Annotated in this window: 14 protein-coding genes, 1 pseudogene and 1 riboswitch; of the genes and pseudogenes, 8 read left to right on the top strand and 7 right to left on the bottom strand. The window is 61.3% G+C overall.

Going from position 1 to position 16,191, the window contains the following annotated elements:
* Positions 1-55 precede the first annotated feature (55 nt).
* The 4 genes and pseudogenes from ABID12_RS10185 to ABID12_RS10200 all read left to right on the top strand — a co-directional run.
* Positions 56-1,198 (top strand): type IV secretory system conjugative DNA transfer family protein, encoded by a 1,143-nt coding sequence (locus ABID12_RS10185; protein WP_354434121.1) that lies wholly within the window; start codon positions 56-58, stop codon positions 1,196-1,198.
* A 42-nt stretch (positions 1,199-1,240) separates the two neighbouring features.
* Positions 1,241-1,570 (top strand): hypothetical protein, encoded by a 330-nt coding sequence (locus tag ABID12_RS10190; RefSeq protein WP_354434122.1) that lies wholly within the window; start codon positions 1,241-1,243, stop codon positions 1,568-1,570.
* 264 nt (positions 1,571-1,834) lie between these two features.
* Positions 1,835-2,197 (top strand): hypothetical protein, encoded by a 363-nt coding sequence (locus ABID12_RS10195; protein ID WP_354434123.1) that lies wholly within the window; start codon positions 1,835-1,837, stop codon positions 2,195-2,197.
* Between the two features lie 38 nt (positions 2,198-2,235).
* Positions 2,236-3,261: pseudogene (locus ABID12_RS10200) on the top strand (recombinase family protein); the annotation flags it as partial.
* A 477-nt stretch (positions 3,262-3,738) separates the two neighbouring features.
* On the opposite strand, the gene ABID12_RS10205 reads toward ABID12_RS10200, so the two are convergent.
* A complete protein-coding gene (locus ABID12_RS10205; RefSeq protein ID WP_354434285.1) occupies positions 3,739-4,173 on the bottom strand; it encodes an iron-containing alcohol dehydrogenase in 435 nt (144 codons plus the stop codon).
* A gap of 320 nt (positions 4,174-4,493) precedes the next feature.
* On the opposite strand from ABID12_RS10205, the gene ABID12_RS10210 reads away from it, so the two are divergent.
* Both ABID12_RS10210 and ABID12_RS10215 read left to right on the top strand, forming a co-directional pair.
* Positions 4,494-5,069 (top strand): nucleotidyltransferase family protein, encoded by a 576-nt coding sequence (locus tag ABID12_RS10210; protein ID WP_354434124.1) that lies wholly within the window; start codon positions 4,494-4,496, stop codon positions 5,067-5,069.
* Positions 5,070-5,203: 134 nt separating this feature from the next.
* Positions 5,204-6,259 carry a lysine-2,3-aminomutase-like protein gene (locus tag ABID12_RS10215; RefSeq protein ID WP_354434125.1) on the top strand — a complete coding sequence of 352 codons (1,056 nt, stop codon included), beginning with the start codon at positions 5,204-5,206 and terminating at the stop codon, positions 6,257-6,259.
* Here ABID12_RS10215 and ABID12_RS10220 read toward each other — a convergent pair.
* Entirely contained in the window at positions 6,241-7,143 is a 903-nt protein-coding gene (locus ABID12_RS10220) for an N-acetylglucosamine kinase (RefSeq protein WP_354434126.1), read from the bottom strand. The two genes, ABID12_RS10215 and ABID12_RS10220, sit on opposite strands and share 19 nt — an antisense overlap.
* A 10-nt stretch (positions 7,144-7,153) precedes the next feature.
* Positions 7,154-8,203, bottom strand: a complete 1,050-nt coding sequence (gene lplAB / locus ABID12_RS10225; RefSeq protein WP_354434127.1) for a lipoate-protein ligase LplAB — start codon at positions 8,201-8,203, stop codon at positions 7,154-7,156.
* A gap of 166 nt (positions 8,204-8,369) precedes the next feature.
* Here lplAB and ABID12_RS10230 point away from each other — a divergent pair, with 166 nt between their 5' ends.
* Positions 8,370-9,854: a pyruvate kinase gene (locus ABID12_RS10230; protein WP_354434128.1), complete on the top strand. Its 1,485-nt coding sequence runs from the start codon at positions 8,370-8,372 to the stop codon at positions 9,852-9,854.
* 6 nt (positions 9,855-9,860) lie between these two features.
* Here the strand turns inward: ABID12_RS10230 and prpB are convergent, their stop codons facing one another.
* The 4 genes from prpB to ABID12_RS10250 all read right to left on the bottom strand — a co-directional run bounded on the left by prpB (position 9,861) and on the right by ABID12_RS10250 (position 15,000).
* Entirely contained in the window at positions 9,861-10,778 is a 918-nt protein-coding gene (prpB, locus tag ABID12_RS10235; RefSeq protein ID WP_319517972.1) for a methylisocitrate lyase, read from the bottom strand.
* 13 nt (positions 10,779-10,791) lie between these two features.
* Positions 10,792-11,934, bottom strand: a complete 1,143-nt coding sequence (gene prpC, locus ABID12_RS10240) for a bifunctional 2-methylcitrate synthase/citrate synthase (RefSeq protein ID WP_354434129.1) — start codon at positions 11,932-11,934, stop codon at positions 10,792-10,794.
* A gap of 66 nt (positions 11,935-12,000) precedes the next feature.
* Positions 12,001-13,512: an MmgE/PrpD family protein gene (locus ABID12_RS10245; protein WP_354434130.1), complete on the bottom strand. Its 1,512-nt coding sequence runs from the start codon at positions 13,510-13,512 to the stop codon at positions 12,001-12,003.
* Positions 13,513-13,668: 156 nt separating this feature from the next.
* On the bottom strand, positions 13,669-15,000 hold the full coding sequence (locus ABID12_RS10250) for a sugar porter family MFS transporter (protein ID WP_354434131.1): 1,332 nt from the start codon (positions 14,998-15,000) through the stop codon (positions 13,669-13,671).
* Between the two features lie 235 nt (positions 15,001-15,235).
* A riboswitch (TPP riboswitch) is annotated at positions 15,236-15,343 on the top strand.
* Between the two features lie 66 nt (positions 15,344-15,409).
* Between ABID12_RS10250 and ABID12_RS10255 the strand changes: the two genes are divergently transcribed.
* Entirely contained in the window at positions 15,410-16,165 is a 756-nt protein-coding gene (locus tag ABID12_RS10255; RefSeq protein ID WP_354434132.1) for an ABC transporter permease, read from the top strand.
* Positions 16,166-16,191: the final 26 nt, after the last annotated feature.

The following is a 16,191-nucleotide window of genomic DNA, read 5'->3' on the forward strand; positions in this document are numbered from 1 at the left end:
CGCTCGGGCTACGCCCTCCCGCGGCCCTCATGCCTGCGTCCAAAGTGGCCGACTTTTGCTCCGCCCCGCGGCCGGTTTTTACACCGCCGTTGACAGCCTGTTTGAACTGGTAGGCATGATCCGCGCCGCACCGGAGGCATGGGCCGAGATGTCCGTCCATATGGCCGCGCTGGGTGAACCCGATCTGGCGATCACCACTGCCGAAATGCGGGAAATGGCCGCCGAAAGCCGCCGCACCTATGATTCCATCATGGCCGAAATCACCAACGCGCTGGCCTTTATGAATGACCCGGCCTTGCAAAACACCTTCACCGGAACGGCAGAGGCTGACTTTACGCTGGATGTGCTGACGGAAGATGAGACCCGTCCGGTCTATGTGTTCCTGATCATGCCCGCCGAGCTGATCGGGCAGAATGCGCCGGTGATCCGGCAATTCTTCTCGACGCTGCGCACGATCAAGCAGAGGAGCCCCGGCGCGCCCACGGTCGATCTTGTGATTGACGAGGCCGCGCAGCTGGGCCGCTTCCCGGAGGTGGCAGAGTTTTATGTGATTGGCCGGGGTTTTGGGCTGTGCCCGACCTGCGTCTATCAGGATGTCGGCCAGCCCCGCGCCAATCTCGGTGAAACCGGCGCGATGACGCTTTCGGCCAGTGCCGATATAGAAATCTATCTTGGTGGCGGGGTGTCGGACCTGAGCACAGCCCAGCATCTCAGCCGCAAGCTCGGCCAGCAAACGCTGCATCTGGACGACACGCTGACCAATGCGCGGGGCACGCGGGCACGGCAGGAAACCCTGCACGCGGCGCTGACGGGCAAGCTGGACCCGATCAAGGCGGGCATTGCCTTGCGCGGACTGGACGTCGAAGAAACCCATCAGCGCAAAATAGCCCGGCCCTTAATGAGCGCCGATGAAATCCTGTCCATGCCAGCGGATAAGGCTCTGGTCTTTGCCTCCGGCTATGGCCTGCGCCCCTTCATGGCGGACAAGGTGCCGTATTACACGCAATCTCAATACGCTGGCCGGTTCTTTCCCAATCCGTATTTTGACCGGGATATGGGCGCGGTGCGGCTGCACACATGGCTGGGCGCGCGCAAGCGGCGCGTTATCCGCGAACCTGTTCCGGGGCGCTACCGTGACTTCCCGCAATACCGGCACGGCGAATGGGCCTTCATCGACGGATACCGGCCCAAGGTTTGATGAGCACTGGAACGAAGCCGTGAAGCACAAGGAGCAAAGACGGTGGCAAAGCGCAGTTTTGAGAGCGCGGCGTCTCCCCGCAGCACATGGCGGCGGGAGAACCTGCCTGATCCGAAAAAGATTGCCGAGCGCGGCATTCGCACCAAGGAAAGCCTTGAGTGGCTGGCTGCGCAAAAGCCCAAACTCCCGGCCTTGGAACACCCGGCCCCAAGCGAGGCTCTGCGCGCCGCTGCAAAGCGCGAGAGCGATGCCGCGCACAAAGCCGTCATTGATGCCCTGCGCCAGAACTGGCGCGAGCGGGCCCGTAAAGGACGGCAAGATTTTGAGACGGCGCGCGGGAGACGCGCGCGTGATGCGACCCAAGAAAGATAAGGAGACAATGATGATCCACCACTTGCAACATAGCGGATTCCCTTACCTTTTTTGCAAACCTGTCCCAAAGGATGCTAAACTAAAGGTGTACAAGAAAAACCATGATTCATCCATGGATAGAATCATGGGAATAATCAGCGGCCAGTCTTCTCACGTGACGGACACGCCGCCCGGACCAGATCGAAACCGCCCCGCAGCCAGCCTTGCGGCTGAGCGCGGGAACGGCACCAACCATACGGGCAGCACGAAGTGGAGGATGGCGCGATGACCACCGGCAAAGATAAAACCGCAATTGACCTTGGCCTTGCCTTCCGGGGTAAAGCCGCACAAGGCAGTCAATCCCGCAATCATATCGAGATTGATTTCGACCGCTATCAGCATTTCCTTGATGAAAGCGACATGAGCGAGGCGCAGAAACAGGCGTTTCTGTCGATGCTGTGGAGCATCATGCTGGGCTTTGTCGATCTCGGCTTCGGCATTCACCCGATGCAGCAGGTTTGCGGGGAAGATACTGAAAATCTTATTGAATCGCCGCAGTCAAAAGCGGATAATAAAGCCACTTCAGCAAACAACATTACGAAAACATTTGCCAATACAGCGTCCGGCGATGAGCCGAACAACCTGTAGATAAGGAGGAGAAAATGAATCAAATTCTTAAAAACGATATGCACCCACCCACGGCGCTGATTTACTGCCGGGTGTCCACCACGAGGCAGCGCTTGGAGGGTAGCGGGCTTGATAGCCAAGAGCAGCGTTGCCGCGCCTATGCGCAAGAACGCGGCTATCCTGTCGAGATGGTTTTCCCCGACGATGCGTCTGGCGGCGGTGATTTCATGCAGCGGCCCGGTATGCGGGCCATGCTTGCTTATCTCGATGCGCAAAAAGGCAAACGCTATGTTGTGATCTTTGATGATCTCAAGCGCTTTGCACGTGATACGGAATTTCATATCAAGCTGCGCCGAGAATTTGCCGCGCGCGGGGCGCATGTCGAATGCTTGAACTTCAAGCTTGAAGATACGCCCGAAGGGATATTCATCGAAACCGTTATCGCAGCGCAAGGCCAATTGGAGCGGGAACAAAACCGCAGACAGGTTGTTCAGAAAATGCGATCGCGGGTCGAAAGCGGCTTTTGGGTATTTCGCGCGCCGGTGGGATATAAATACGTCTCTTCAAGCCAAAGTGGCGGCAAAGTGCTGGTGCCGGACGAGCCTTTGGCGTCCCTCATTCGTGAGGTGCTTGAAGGCTATGCCTCCGGGCGGTTTGCGTCTCAGGCGGAAGTGCAGCGCTATTTGGAACGCGATCCTTTCTTTCCGAAAGACAAGAAGGATGGAGCCTTGCGTCCGATGACGGTCTCCCGGCTCCTGCGTAAAGTTGTGTACGCGGGATATGTGGAAGCCCCGAAGTGGAACATTGGTCTGCACAAGGGGCAGCACGAAGGGCTGATTTCCTTTGAAACCCATCAGCGCATCCTCGACCACCTTGATGGAAAAAAACGCCCGGCGGCGCGGAAAGATTTCAGCGAGGATTTCCCCTTACGCGGCTTTGTCCTGTGCGATGACTGCGGCGAGCCGATGACCGCCGCGTGGTCCAAGGGCTGCCGAAACCACTATGCTTATTATCGGTGCAAGACCAAGGGGTGCGCCTCTCACGGGAAATCTGTCCCGCGTGCTGAAATGGAAAAGGCGTTTTCTGACGTTTTGCGAACCTTGCAGCCGAACCGGCAATTGTTCCAGCTCGTGACAGCAATGATGCGCGATGCTTGGGATATGCGCCTTGCACAGGCCAAAGCACGGAAAGACGAGCTTCAAAGCCAAATTGGCCATACGGAAGACCAGATGGAAAACCTGTTGGACCGAATCGTGGAGACGACAAATCCGACAGTCATTGCTGCATATGAAGCACGGATCACGAAGTTGGAGCGTGAGAAGATCGTTTTAAGCGAAAGGGCTTCCAAAATGCTGCCGCCGAAAGGACGGCTGGAGGAAATGATTGAACTCTCGCTGAAATTTCTATCAAGTCCTTGGAATATATACAAAAATGGAAGCTTTATCGTGAAGCAAACAGTGCTGCGATTGGCCTTCGCAGAGCCACTGAAGTACAGCCGGGGAGGAAGCCGTTTGAACTACGAAAAATCGTTTCCATTCAAGATGTTAACTGATTTTTTCGGGTTAAATGACGAGATGGTGCACCAGATAGCGTTTGAACGCCCCTTCAGCGGTATAGATCACCGAAAGCGCGCTGCAGGGCGCATCTGTCGAGGCCAGCGTCGGCACGATCACCACCGGCAGGCCGGCGGCGTGGGCGACGGCCTTGGCGGTGTCGAGCGCCTTGCCGCCGCCGATCCCGGCAATGACATTGGCCCCTTCCGCGGCCACGCGCTTGCCAATGCGTTCGATTTCCTCATCCGAGCATTCGCCGTTGAACGCTTCCACGGCGATTTTCGCCTTGTCATCGGTTTTGACGGTATCGCGCACCAGCGCCATCACGCCCTTGTCGACGATCGCAAATGCGAAATTGCCGAGACGGGCGATTTCCGTATTGAGCTGGCCGATTGCATCGGAACCCTGGACATAACGTCCGGGAAAAATGGTTGTTGAGATCATTGTGAGCCTCCAATCTTTGCCGCAAAAAAAGCTGTGGGCAGGATGATCGGACGCGCCGACGGGCGCTGCCGGTCACACCTTAATGAAAGGTCCGGAATGCGGCCTTTTCAAGGGCTATGTGTGGGAATTTGTGTTTTTATTTCAATTGCTTTTTGGTCATTTTACAGCAGCGCAAAGCCGCCTTGATCGCCGTCATTTTCCCGGCAATGTAAGATCAGGAAAAATCGCTTTCGCATGACTTGTGCACTTGCAATCGTCAGATTTTATGCCGATTTTTTAAAGGCCGGCTCCGGGGTATCCGGGCCTTTAAGAGGACATCGATGGACGACCACTGTGCGCGGCTTGTGTCCGCCTTGACCGCAAGCCCGCTGATTTCACCCATTCTGGAAAATTTCGACCGGATCGGCCTGCCCGACTGCTGGCTGGTGGCCGGCGCACTGGCGCAGACAGTGTGGAACCGGCGTTTCGGTTACGATCCGGGACACGGCATCGCCGATATCGACATCGTCTATTTCGATCCCGGCGACCTTTCAGAACGCGGCGAGGCGCGGCAGGCCGCGCGGGTGCGGGCCCTGTTTGAAAGCGTGCCCGCGTGGATCGACGTCAAGAATCAGGCGCGCGTGCATCTGTGGTACGCCGAGCGCTTCGGTTACGGGATCGAATCGTATGACAGCGTTTCCGACGCAATCACCACCTTTCCGGCAACGGCCACGTCGATCGGCATCAGGCCGGTTGCCGACGGCTGGCAATGGGATGCGCCCTTTGGCTTTGACGACCTGATGAGCGCCACGGTGCGGCCTAACAAGACACAGGCCTCGCGCGAGGTCTATGAGAACAAGGCGGAGCGCTGGCAGACGCTGTGGCCGGAACTGGATGTCATCGGCTGGGACGGTTGAGGTTTCCTCCTCTGCCACGCCTGTCCTGCCTGCGGTTTTCAGCTGAGGATCCCACCCTTTGACTTGACCGGCGGATGGCGTAGAAGGCGGAACGGAGGCCGGCTGCGGGCCGGAAAGCGGCAGAACGGGCAGAGATGACGAAGAATGGTGCGAAAGCGGTTGTGAATGCGCGCGGGCTGGTGGACCATGCCCTGGTGCGCCCCGAGGAGCATGCGCGTCTTCAGGCCGTGGAGGAGAATTTCCGCATCCGCATTCCCGCCCATGTGCTCGATGCGCTTGAAGGCGCAGAGGCGGGCGATCCGCTGCGCACCCAATATGTGCCCGATGCCCGCGAACTTGACCATCACGACGACGAAAGCGAAGACCCGATCGGCGATCAGGTGTTCGAGCGCGAAAAGGGAATCACCCACCGCTATCCCGACCGCCTGCTTTTGAAACCCACCCATACATGTCAGGTCTATTGCCGCTTCTGTTTCCGCCGGGAGACGGTCGGCAGCCCCGACGCCGCGCTGGATCGTGCCGAGCTTGAAACCGCGCTTGATTATATCCGCGCGCATGAGGAGATATTCGAGGTCATCCTGTCGGGCGGCGATCCGCTAGTGCTGTCGGACCGGCGGCTTGCGGCGCTGATGGAAGCGCTCGGCGAGGTCGCCCATGTCGGCGTTATCCGTTTTCACACCCGCGCGCCGCTCGTCTCGCCGGAACGGATCACCGACGGGCTGATCACGGCACTGAAACGCGCGCAGAAAACCGTCAACATCGTCATCCACGTCAATCATGCCCGCGAACTGACGGATGCGGTGAAAGCGGGACTGGCGCGGCTGGCCGATAACGGCATCCCGCTTTTTGCACAGACGGTTCTGCTGAAGGGCGTCAATGATGATGCCGAGACGCTTGCGGCCCTGTTCCGCGCGCTTTTGACCAACCGGGTCAAACCCTACTACCTGCATCATCTCGATCATGCCAAGGGTGTCAGCCATTTCGCCGTGCCGATTGCGCGCGGCCAGGCGATCATGCGGGCGCTGCGCGGCCGGGTATCGGGGCTTTGCCTGCCGACCTATGTGCTCGATATTCCCGGCGGCCACGGCAAGGTGCCCATCGGGCCGGTCTATCTGGAAGAAGTCGAGCCGGGAGACTATCGGGTCGAGGATTATCAGGGCGAAAGCCACGCCTATACCGACTGGCGCTGAAAGCCATCGCGGGCCAGTTGCGCCGCACCCTCTGCCGTATCGAGCGCGGGAAAAAGCGCTGTGCCGGACAGGTTTTCGGCAATCGCCCTTCCGATTGCGGGCGAGAGCGTCAGCACGCCGCCGGTAAAGGCCACCGGAAGATTGCCCGCCCGCGCAATCATAATGTTGCCGAGCCGGGCCAGTTCGTAGCCGGCATCGTTGAGCAGACGTTGCGAAAACCGGTCGCCGGCGTCTGCGGCTTTTGCGACGGCCAGAGAAAGCGCACCGATCTTTCCCCGGCCGCCGCCATAGACGAGACGCTTGACCACCGCCCATTCATCGCTGCCGACCGCCTCGAAAAGTGCTGTGGCAAGTGGGGCCATATCGCCATAGGCGCCGTCTTCATCCAGCTTGCGGTAGAGCGCGCGCAGGGCGCAAAGCGCAATCCAGCCGCCCGAACCCGCATCGTCGATCATCAGCCCGCGCCCGCCGATGCGAAGCCGCGTGCCGGACGCGTTGATATGGGTGGCGATTGCCCCGGTGCCGGCTGAAACCAGATGGCCTTCGCCGGGCGAAAACAGCACGCGGAAAGCCAGTTCGATATCGTCAAGCAGGGTCAGGCGGTCCGTCGCGATGCCGGTCGACGTGCCGATGATTGCGGAAATCGCGTCAAAAGCCCCCGGATCATAGCCCGAAAGCCCGATAGCGGCGGCATGGATTGGCCCCGGCAGGCTTGCGCCAATGCGGGTAAATGCCGCTTCAAGCCGCGCCCGGTCTTCCGGTGTTCCGAGAAGTGCACTTGCGCCGGGTGCGCTTCCGCGCCGAACCAGCGCCCCCGCCTCATCGACGACGGCAAAGCGGGAAGCCGTGCCGCCGATATCGCATCCGAGGAAGTGGCCGCGCATTGTGCTCGCCTTACGGGATCGAGGCCAGCCATTCGGGCGTTGCGAATTTCTCCGCCGCAAGCGCCTCGGCGGCCTTGTATTCCTCCGGCGTTACCGTGCCTTCCCGGCCGCCGTTCAGCTCCGTGAAGGTGGCCTTCATCCGGTCGATCACCGCGCGGCGGTCAAGGCCGGTCTGGCTGCGCACGGGGTCGACGCGTTTGGCAGCACTTTTGGTGCCCTTGTCGGACAGTTTTTCGCGGCCGATTCTCAGCACCTGCATCATCTTGGCTGCATCCATGTCATAGGCCATGGTCACGTGATGCAGCACGGTGCCGCCGCCATAGCGCTTCTGCGCCGCGCCGCCGATCTTGCCCTTCGAGCTCGAAATATCGTTGAGCGGCTTGTAGAAGGCATCGACACCCAGATCGTTCAGCGCCTTCAGCACCCAGTTGTCGAGAAAGGCATAGCTGTCGGCAAAGCTCATGCCGTCGACCAGTTCGCCCGGGGCATAGAGCGAATAGGTGATCGCGGTGCCGGGCTCGACGAACATCGCGCCGCCGCCCGTTACCCGGCGCACGATCTCGACGCCGAGCCGTTCGGTGGCTTCCAGATCGACCTCGTTTTTCAGCGACTGGAACGAGCCGATGATGATCGCCGGCCGCTCCCATTCCCAGAAACGCAGCGTCGGCGCGCGCCGGCCTTCGGCGACGGCGCGCGCCAGAACATCGTCGATGGCAAGATGCATGGTCGGCGTCTCACCGCCGGTATCGATGATTTCCCATTCGAAATCGCGCCAGGTCTTGGCCGCGCCGAGTGCCCGGCGCACGGCGATTGCGATCGATTCGACGCTGAAGCCGATGAGGGCCGCATCCGGCCGCAGTTTCGCCTTCAGCGCTGCGACCATGGTTTCCGCCGAGCTGTCGGCAGGCAGGCCTTCCAGTGCCGCGCAGAGATCGGCCAGCGCCTCGGGCGGTTCGAGGAAGAAATCGCCGGCGATCTGCACATTGGTCAGCTTGTCGTCACGCACTTCGAGATCGGCCACCACCAGCTTGCCGCCGGGCACCTTGTATTCGCCATGCATCTGTTAGCACTCCTGCCTTGCCATTATCGGGTCCGGAAAACCGGTTGTCCCTTCCATAGCCTCGCCGGTCCGGTGCGCGCAAGCGAGGCGTTGGCGGGCGGTGTCATGGAAAGGTCGTGAAAATCGGTCTATCTGATATCTGAGGCCGCAACGGGAGGAAGACGCGATGGTTGCCTTCGAGCATTTTGCCGAAATCGATGATGTCTGGGGGCTGACGGAACGGGTGGAAAGCCTTCGTGAACTGGTCACAAACGAGGCGCGCGCCATCCTGCAGGGTTTTGGGCCGGAGGCGGCATCGCTGCCGGGCGTCGTCAATCTGGCGCATTATCTCGCGCTGCGACACCACGATGTGCGCCCGCTCCAGCGTGCGCTGATGCGCCATGGCCTGTCCTCGCTCGGGCGGCTGGAAAGCCGCGTTCTGCCCACGCTTGATGCCGTGCTCGTGGCTTTGGCCGCGCGCGCGGGCCGCCAAAGTGCCGTGCCGTTGCCGTCCGTGGAGGATTTTTTCGCCGGCGAAGAACGGCTGGAACAGGCAACCGATCTGATGTTCGGTCCGCCGCCGGTGCATCGCCGCAGCCGCATCATGGTCACGCTGGCCACGCAGGCCGCCGACGATCCCGCATTCGTTGCCGATCTCGTGCGTCGCGGCATGGACATCGCCCGCATCAACTGCGCCCATGACGAGCCGGATGCGTGGCGGGCGATGGCAAACAATGTGCGCGCGGCAGGCGATGCCGCCGGCCGGCGGATTGCGGTGCTGATGGACATTGCCGGGCCGAAGATCCGCACGGAAAAGGTCGCGCTTGCCGAGACGAAACTGAAGGCCAATGTCGGCGATCGTATCCGCCTGATCGCTTCGGGCGAGCCGTCTCTCTTTGACGATATCCGCTTTTGCGTCAGCGTGTCGTTGCCGGAAATGGTGACCCGGCTCAAGGTTGGCGACCGGGTTTTGTATGATGACGGCAAGCTGCAGACCGTGGTGACGGAGGTCGCCGACGGCATGGCAATCATCCGGGTCGAGCGGGCAAAGGCCAAGGGCGCGCGGCTGAAACCGGAAAAGGGGCTGAACCTGCCCGATACCGCGCTCGGCCTTTCGCCGCTGACGGCCAAGGATGAGGGCGACATTTCCACCGTGATCGAATGCGCCGATATGGTCGGCTATTCCTTCGTCTCGCGGCCCGAAGACCTCGATCTGCTGGATCGGGAACTGGGGGCAGGGGGCAATGCCAGTCCGGGGCTTGGCGTTGTGGCCAAGATCGAGCGGCCGGAGGCGGTGAAAAACCTGCCGGCCCTGATTGCGCGTGCCGCAGGCCGTCGCGAATTTGCCGTGATGATCGCCCGCGGCGATCTGGCCGCCGAAATCGGCTTCGAGCGACTGGCGGAAATGCAGGAGGAAATTCTTTGGATCTGCGAGGCGGCCGGCGTGCCGGTGATCTGGGCGACGCAGGTTCTCGAAAATCTGGTCAAGACCGGCGTTCCCTCGCGCGGCGAAATGACCGATGCGGCAATGGGCGTGCGCGCCGAATGCGTGATGCTGAACAAGGGCGATGCCGTCGGCGAGGGCGTTTCCACCCTCGACACGCTGCTCGCCCGCATGGACGAGCACATGTTCAAGAAGACCCCCGAATTAAGGGCACTGAAGAGCTGGTAGCTCTGTCTATCCCTTGTCCAGCGTCGGCAAAACCGTGGCCACGATCGAGGCGTCGAGGGATTCGTAGGCCGCAAGGTCGATGGTCTCGTAAAGCTCGGCGCGGGTCTGCATGTCGTCCAGCATGGCCTTGGTGGAGCCAGTCTGTTTCAGCGTTGCATAAAGCCGCTCCTGCGCCTTGTTGGCGACCCTGAGCGAGGACACCGGGAAGATCACCATGCGGTAGCCCATGGCCTCGAACTCGGATGCCGTCATATAAGGCGTGCGGCCGAATTCGGTCATGTTGGCCAGCAGCGGCACGCCCTCCATGCGGGCGGCGAATTCGCGGAACATGTCGACCGTATTCAGCGCCTCGGGGAAGATCGCATCGGCGCCGGCTTCCATGAACAGTTTTGCGCGCGCCACGGCGCCATCAATCCCCTCGCTGGCGGCCGCATCGGTGCGGGCGACGATGTAGAGGTGGCGGCGTGCTTTCGCCGCGGCGGCGATCTTGGCGGCCATGTCATGCGGGTCGGCAAGCTTCTTGTCGTTGAGATGGCCGCATTTCTTCGGCAGCAACTGGTCCTCGATGTGCACGCCGGCTGCCCCTGCATCCTCGAAGGTGCGCACCATATGCATCACGTTCAGCGCCTCGCCATAGCCGGTGTCACCGTCGACCAGGAGCGGCAGGCCGCTGGCGCGGGCAATCTGGCGGATGAAGAAGGCGACCTCGTCGACCGTGATCATGCCAAGATCGGGAAGGCCCATGGAGGCCGTCATCGCCGCGCCGGAAAGGTAAAGCGCATCGAAGCCGGCCTTCTTCGCCTGCAAGGCGGCCATGCCGTTGTGCACGCCGGGCATGGTGACGATGCCGCCCGCTTCCACCTGTCGGCGCAGGCGAAGCCCGGCGGGTTCTTGCGGAAGGTCTGCGGAAATCAGATAGGGCATGGGAGATATCCTGTCAGTTGCGGTCTGCCATCGGCACGAAGGGGCGATTGTCGGGGCCGATGTAATTGGCGGCGGGGCGGATGATCTTGCCGTCCTCGCGCTGCTCGATGATATGGGCCGCCCAACCCGCCATGCGGGCAATCACGAACAGCGGCGTAAACATCGCCGTCGGCACGCCCATCATGTGGTAGGAGACGGCCGAGAACCAGTCGAGATTGGGAAACATGCTGCGCGCATCGGCCATGGTGGTCTCGATCTGGTCGGCGATGTCGAACATCTTCATCGCGCCGGCCTCTTCGGAGAGCTTGTGCGCGACCTGTTTGATCACCTTGTGGCGCGGGTCGGCGACCGTATAGACCGGATGGCCGAAGCCGATGATCACCTGTTTTTGCGCCACCCGCTCGCGGATATCGGCATCGGCCTCTTCCGGCGTGTCGTAGCGTTTCTGGATCTCGAAGGCGAATTCGTTGGCTCCGCCATGTTTCGGCCCGCGCAGCGCGCCGATCGCGCCGCAGACGGCGGAATAGAAATCGGTGCCGGTGCCGGTGATCGAACGGGCGGTGAAGGTCGAGGCGTTGAATTCATGCTCGGCGTAAAGAATGAGCGAGGTATGCATCGCCCTGACATGGCTTTCACCGGGCGGCTTGCCGTGCAGCAGGTGCAGGAAATGCCCGCCGATGGAACTGTCATCGGTCTCCACATCGATCCGCCTGCCGTTATGGGAGAAGTGATACCAGTAGAGCAGCATCGAGCCCAGCGAGGCCATCAGCCGGTCGGCAATGTCGCGGGCGCCGGCCTTGTTGTGGTCGTCAGCCTCCGGCAACACGCAGCCCAGCACCGAAGCGCCGGTGCGCATCACGTCCATCGGATGGGTGGCGGCGGGCAGTTCTTCCAGCGCGCCGCGCACGGCAGCAGGCAGGCCGCGAAGCGCGGCAAGCTTTTCCTTGTAGGCGGCAAGGGCGGCCCCGGTCGGCAGCGTGCCATAGACCAGCAGATAGGCGATTTCCTCGAAGTCGCAGGTGTCGGCAATGTCGAGAATATCGTAGCCGCGATAATGCAGGTCGTTGCCGCTCTGGCCGACCGAACACAGCGCGGTATTGCCGGCGACAACGCCCGAAAGCGCCACGGATTTCTTCGGTTTCCTTGCTTGCGTCATGATCTCTCCTCCCGATCACGCGCCGCCGATCCCGCCCTCCTCAAGGCCGGATAGGCGGCATCTGTCTCATCTCCAGTCGAATATGCCCGTCCTTGCCGGTGCCCCCAGCCTGTCCGGCGACACGGTGAAATTCAGCCCGGCAAGGTCGTCGGGCGCAAGCGACATCAGCCGCTCGACGGTTGCCAGAAACCGGTCCTGTTCGTCTGCCGCAATCACCCCGTCGGCCAGCATCCGGAACTTTTTCACATAGTCGGGCCGGGCAAACGGGCGGCTTCCCAGCGGATGGGCATCGGCGACGGCCAACTGATCCTCGATGATCCGGCCGTCCTCCATGGTGACGATCACATGGCCGCCGAAGGCCTTTTCCGCCGGGTCGTGACTGTGATAGCGCCGTGTCCATTCCGGGTTTTCCGCCGTGGTGATCTTGTGCCACAGCGCCACGGTCTCGGGCCGTCTGGCGCGCTCTGGCGCATAGGAGCGCTCATGGTGCCAGCCGCCGTCCTCAAGTGCGACGGCGAAGATATACATGATCGAATGGTCGAGCGTTTCGCGGCTGGCGTCCGGGTCCATCTTCTGCGGGTCATTGGCGCCGGTGCCGATCACATAATGGGTGTGGTGGCTGGTCTCGATCAGGATTGATTTCACCTTTGTGAGATCGCCGATCTTCGGGCCCATGCGGCGGGCAAGGTCGATCAGCGCCTGGCTTTGATACTCGGCCGAATGCTCCTTGGTGTAGGTGTCCATGATGGCGCGCTTGGCCTCGCCCTGTTCCGGCAGCGGCACGATATATTCGGCGCCCGGGCCGGAAAGAAGGTAGGCGATAAAGCCGTCCTCGCCCTCCCAGGCCGGAGAGGGTGCGCCTTCGCCGCGCATCACCCGGTCGACGGCCTCGACCGCCATCTTGCCGGCAAAGGCCGGGGCATAGGCCTTCCAGCTCGAAATCTCGCCCTTGCGCGATTGCCGGGTCGTGGTCGTCACATGCAGCGCCTGCTGCACGGCCTGATAGATGGTCTCGGTCTCAAGCCCGAGCGCGGTGCCGATGCCGGCGGCCGCCGACGGCCCCAGATGGGCGATATGGTCGATCTTGTGTTCGTGCAGGCAAATGCCCTTGACCAGATCGACCTGGATTTCATAGCCGGTGGCAATGCCGCGCACCAGGGCCTCGCCGGAGAGCCCGCAATGCTGGGCAACAGCCAGAACCGGCGGGATATTGTCGCCGGGGTGGGAATAGTCGGCGGCCAGAAACGTGTCGTGATAATCAAGCTCGCGCACCGCCACGCCATTGGCCCAGGCCGCCCATTCCGGCGAAAACCGGGTGTCGGCGGCAAGACCGAAGATCGTTGCGCCGGGGATAAACGGATGAGCGGTTGCCTGCGCCCTTGCGCTGATCGCCGGGCGGCGGGCGATGGAGGCGGCGGCCACGGCGGCATTGTCGATGATCCGGTTGCCGATCATCTCCACCACATCGTCATCAAGCGCTACGGGATCGGCCGCAACAGTGGCGATCTTCCAGGCCAGCTGGTCTTCGCGTTTCAGGTTTTCCGATGATTTGTGGGTGCGCACCGTATGCTCGTGCATGACATCTCCTCCCGCTTAATGCCACCGCCGTTTTGTTCCAGTAGGCGTCAATTGTCCATTGGCGGCAATGCAGCCATTAGTCTTAGGCATTTTGGCGGTCTCACGCAAAACGGCCCGCTCGCGGCGGGCCGTCGATCATCATGCGGTGCGGGCAGATCAGCCTGCTGCAACGGTGCGTTGCTCGATTTCCTCCAGCGTGACGCCCTTGGTCTCCGGCGCTACCGCGATGGCATAGAAAATGCCGATCACGCAGAAACCGGTGAAGATCGCGAAGGTCCCGACAATGCCGATGCCTGCCAGAAGCTCGGGGAACAGCAGGGCGACGACGAAGTTGAAGAACCAGTTGGCGACAGAGGGCAGCGCCATGCCGCGCGGGCGTAGTCTGAGCGGAAACAGCTCCGCCATGTAAAGCCAGGGCAACGGGCCGAGGCTGACGGCAAAGAACGCGATGAAGGCGAAGATCCCGATCATTGCCAGATAGGGCGTCGCGGCGATGTTGATCATGGTTGCAACCGTCACCAGCGCCATGGCGGCCGAGGTTCCGATAAAGCCCATGATCAGCAATTTGCGCCGTCCCATGGATTCAACGAGATACATGGCGACGACCGTCAGCGCGACATTGACCACGCCGATGCCGACAGTTGCCAGAAGATCGGTCGTAGTGCCGGAAAAGCCGGCGTTCTTGAAAATCTCCGGGGCGTAATAAATGATAGCATTGATGCCGGAGAGCTGCTGAAGCACGAACACGATCATCGCGAAACTGGTAATCGGCAGAATGCCCTTTTTCAGGAATGTGCTCCAGGATGGCTTTGCTTCCTCGTCCCTGGCGCTTTCCTTGATTTCGGCGATGATCCCGTCAATCTCTGCGTCGGAGGATTCCGGCTGCAGCCTGGCGATGATGTCGCGGGCCTTGTCGGCATTGGAATTCAGCGTCAGCCAGCGCGGGGTCTCCGGCGAAAGCAGAATGCCAACAAGGGCAATGATCGACGGGAACACGCCGACGCCGATCATCCAGCGCCAGTCGCCGGAACCACCGAAGGCTGCATCCGACATGTAGGAGACCATGATGCCGATGGTGATCATCAACTGGAAGGCGGAGACGATAGTGCCACGAATGCGCGCCGGCGCCACTTCCGCCAGAAACATCGGGGCCGTCATGGCCGATGCGCCGATGCCGACGCCGATCAGAAGGCGGGCCAGCGTCAGGATGTACTGGTTGAAGGCGAGCGCCGAAATCAGCGAGCCGACCAGAAAGATCACGGCGCCGAGGATCAGCATCGGCTTTCGCCCGTAGCGATCGGTGGTGACCATGGCGACGATCGTGCCGCCAACCGCGCCGAGCGGAACGGCGGATGTGATCACCCCTTCCATGAAGGGCGTGATGGTGAAATCCTGTTTGATGAACGGCAATGCGCCGGAGATCACGCCCTGGTCAAAACCGAAGAGCATGCCGAACAGTGCCGCCACGATAACGATGGCGATAAGCATTGGTTTCCTCCGCATTCCACAGGCGTTGCCGGGGTTCCGGCACGCCGTTCAGCTTTCTTCCTTCACCGAACCCTTAGTCTGTTTTTGTGAACGGTAGCTGAAAGTTTTGCTTTTCGCCAATCTTTAGGGCAACTTTAGGATGTAATACACGTAATTAACTCAATTCGGTTGAATTCCTGTCGCCGAAGCATTTGTCGACACCCCTTGACCGGGCCTGCCGACGTGGTCATAGATATGCCCATCCGAGGGGTGCGATCTTCGTGGAAGATGCTGAGATGGCGTTTGCCGAACCCTTGAACCTGATCCGGGTCATGCCGGCGTAGGAACGGAGTTTGGTGTTGAGCGACACGCCCAGAATATCAGCCTGTTTTGTTACGTCCGCTGCCCGGCTGTGCCGGGGAGAGGGGTGTTGAAGCAGAGCCTTTATGCGGTTTTCCGATTTTGTCTGGTGGTTTGCGCCCTGATCCTGCTCTGGCAGGCGGTGGTCATGGTGTTTGCGCTGCCGCGCTATATCCTGCCCGCCCCGCTTTCCGTCGCGGTCAGGCTGTGGAGCGGACACGCCTATCTGTTTGCCGAAGCGCTGGTCACGCTGCGTGAGATCATCGCAGGCTTTGCCGCCGGTGCGCTGTTCGGCGCCGGTGCGGCCTTTCTGCTTGCCGGCTTTCCCCGTTTCGGCCGGCTGGTCTGGCCGGCGCTGGTGGTGCTGCAATCCTTTCCCGTGTTCGTCATCGCGCCCATGCTGGTGCTCTGGTTCGGCTTCGGCATCGCGTCCAAGGTGGTGATGACGACGATCATCGTGTTCTTTCCGGTCGCCTCCAATTTTGCCGACGGCCTTGCCCGCACCGACAGCGCCATCGTCAAGGCCGCGCATCTCGATGGCGCAGGCCACTGGCAACTCCTCTTTCTCATCCGGCTTCCGCTGGCCATGCCGCAGCTTTTCTCCGGCCTGCGCATTGCCGCACCGCTTGCGCCGCTGGGCGCGGTCGTCGGCGAATGGGTTGGCGCTGCCGGCGGTCTCGGCTTCGTCATGGTGCAGGCCAATGCCCGCATGCAGGGCGAGACCGTGTTTGCGGCCATGCTGATCCTGGCGCTGGAAGCCGTTCTGTTTCGAAAGGCGGTGGATCTCGCCGCTCCCTTTTTCACCCGCTGGTCGCCACAGGCATGAGCGGCCGGACTGTCCTGACAAGGAGG

Origin of the sequence: Martelella mangrovi (assembly GCF_040545495.1) — a bacterium.
In the GTDB taxonomy this organism is placed as follows: domain Bacteria; phylum Pseudomonadota; class Alphaproteobacteria; order Rhizobiales; family Rhizobiaceae; genus Martelella; species Martelella mangrovi.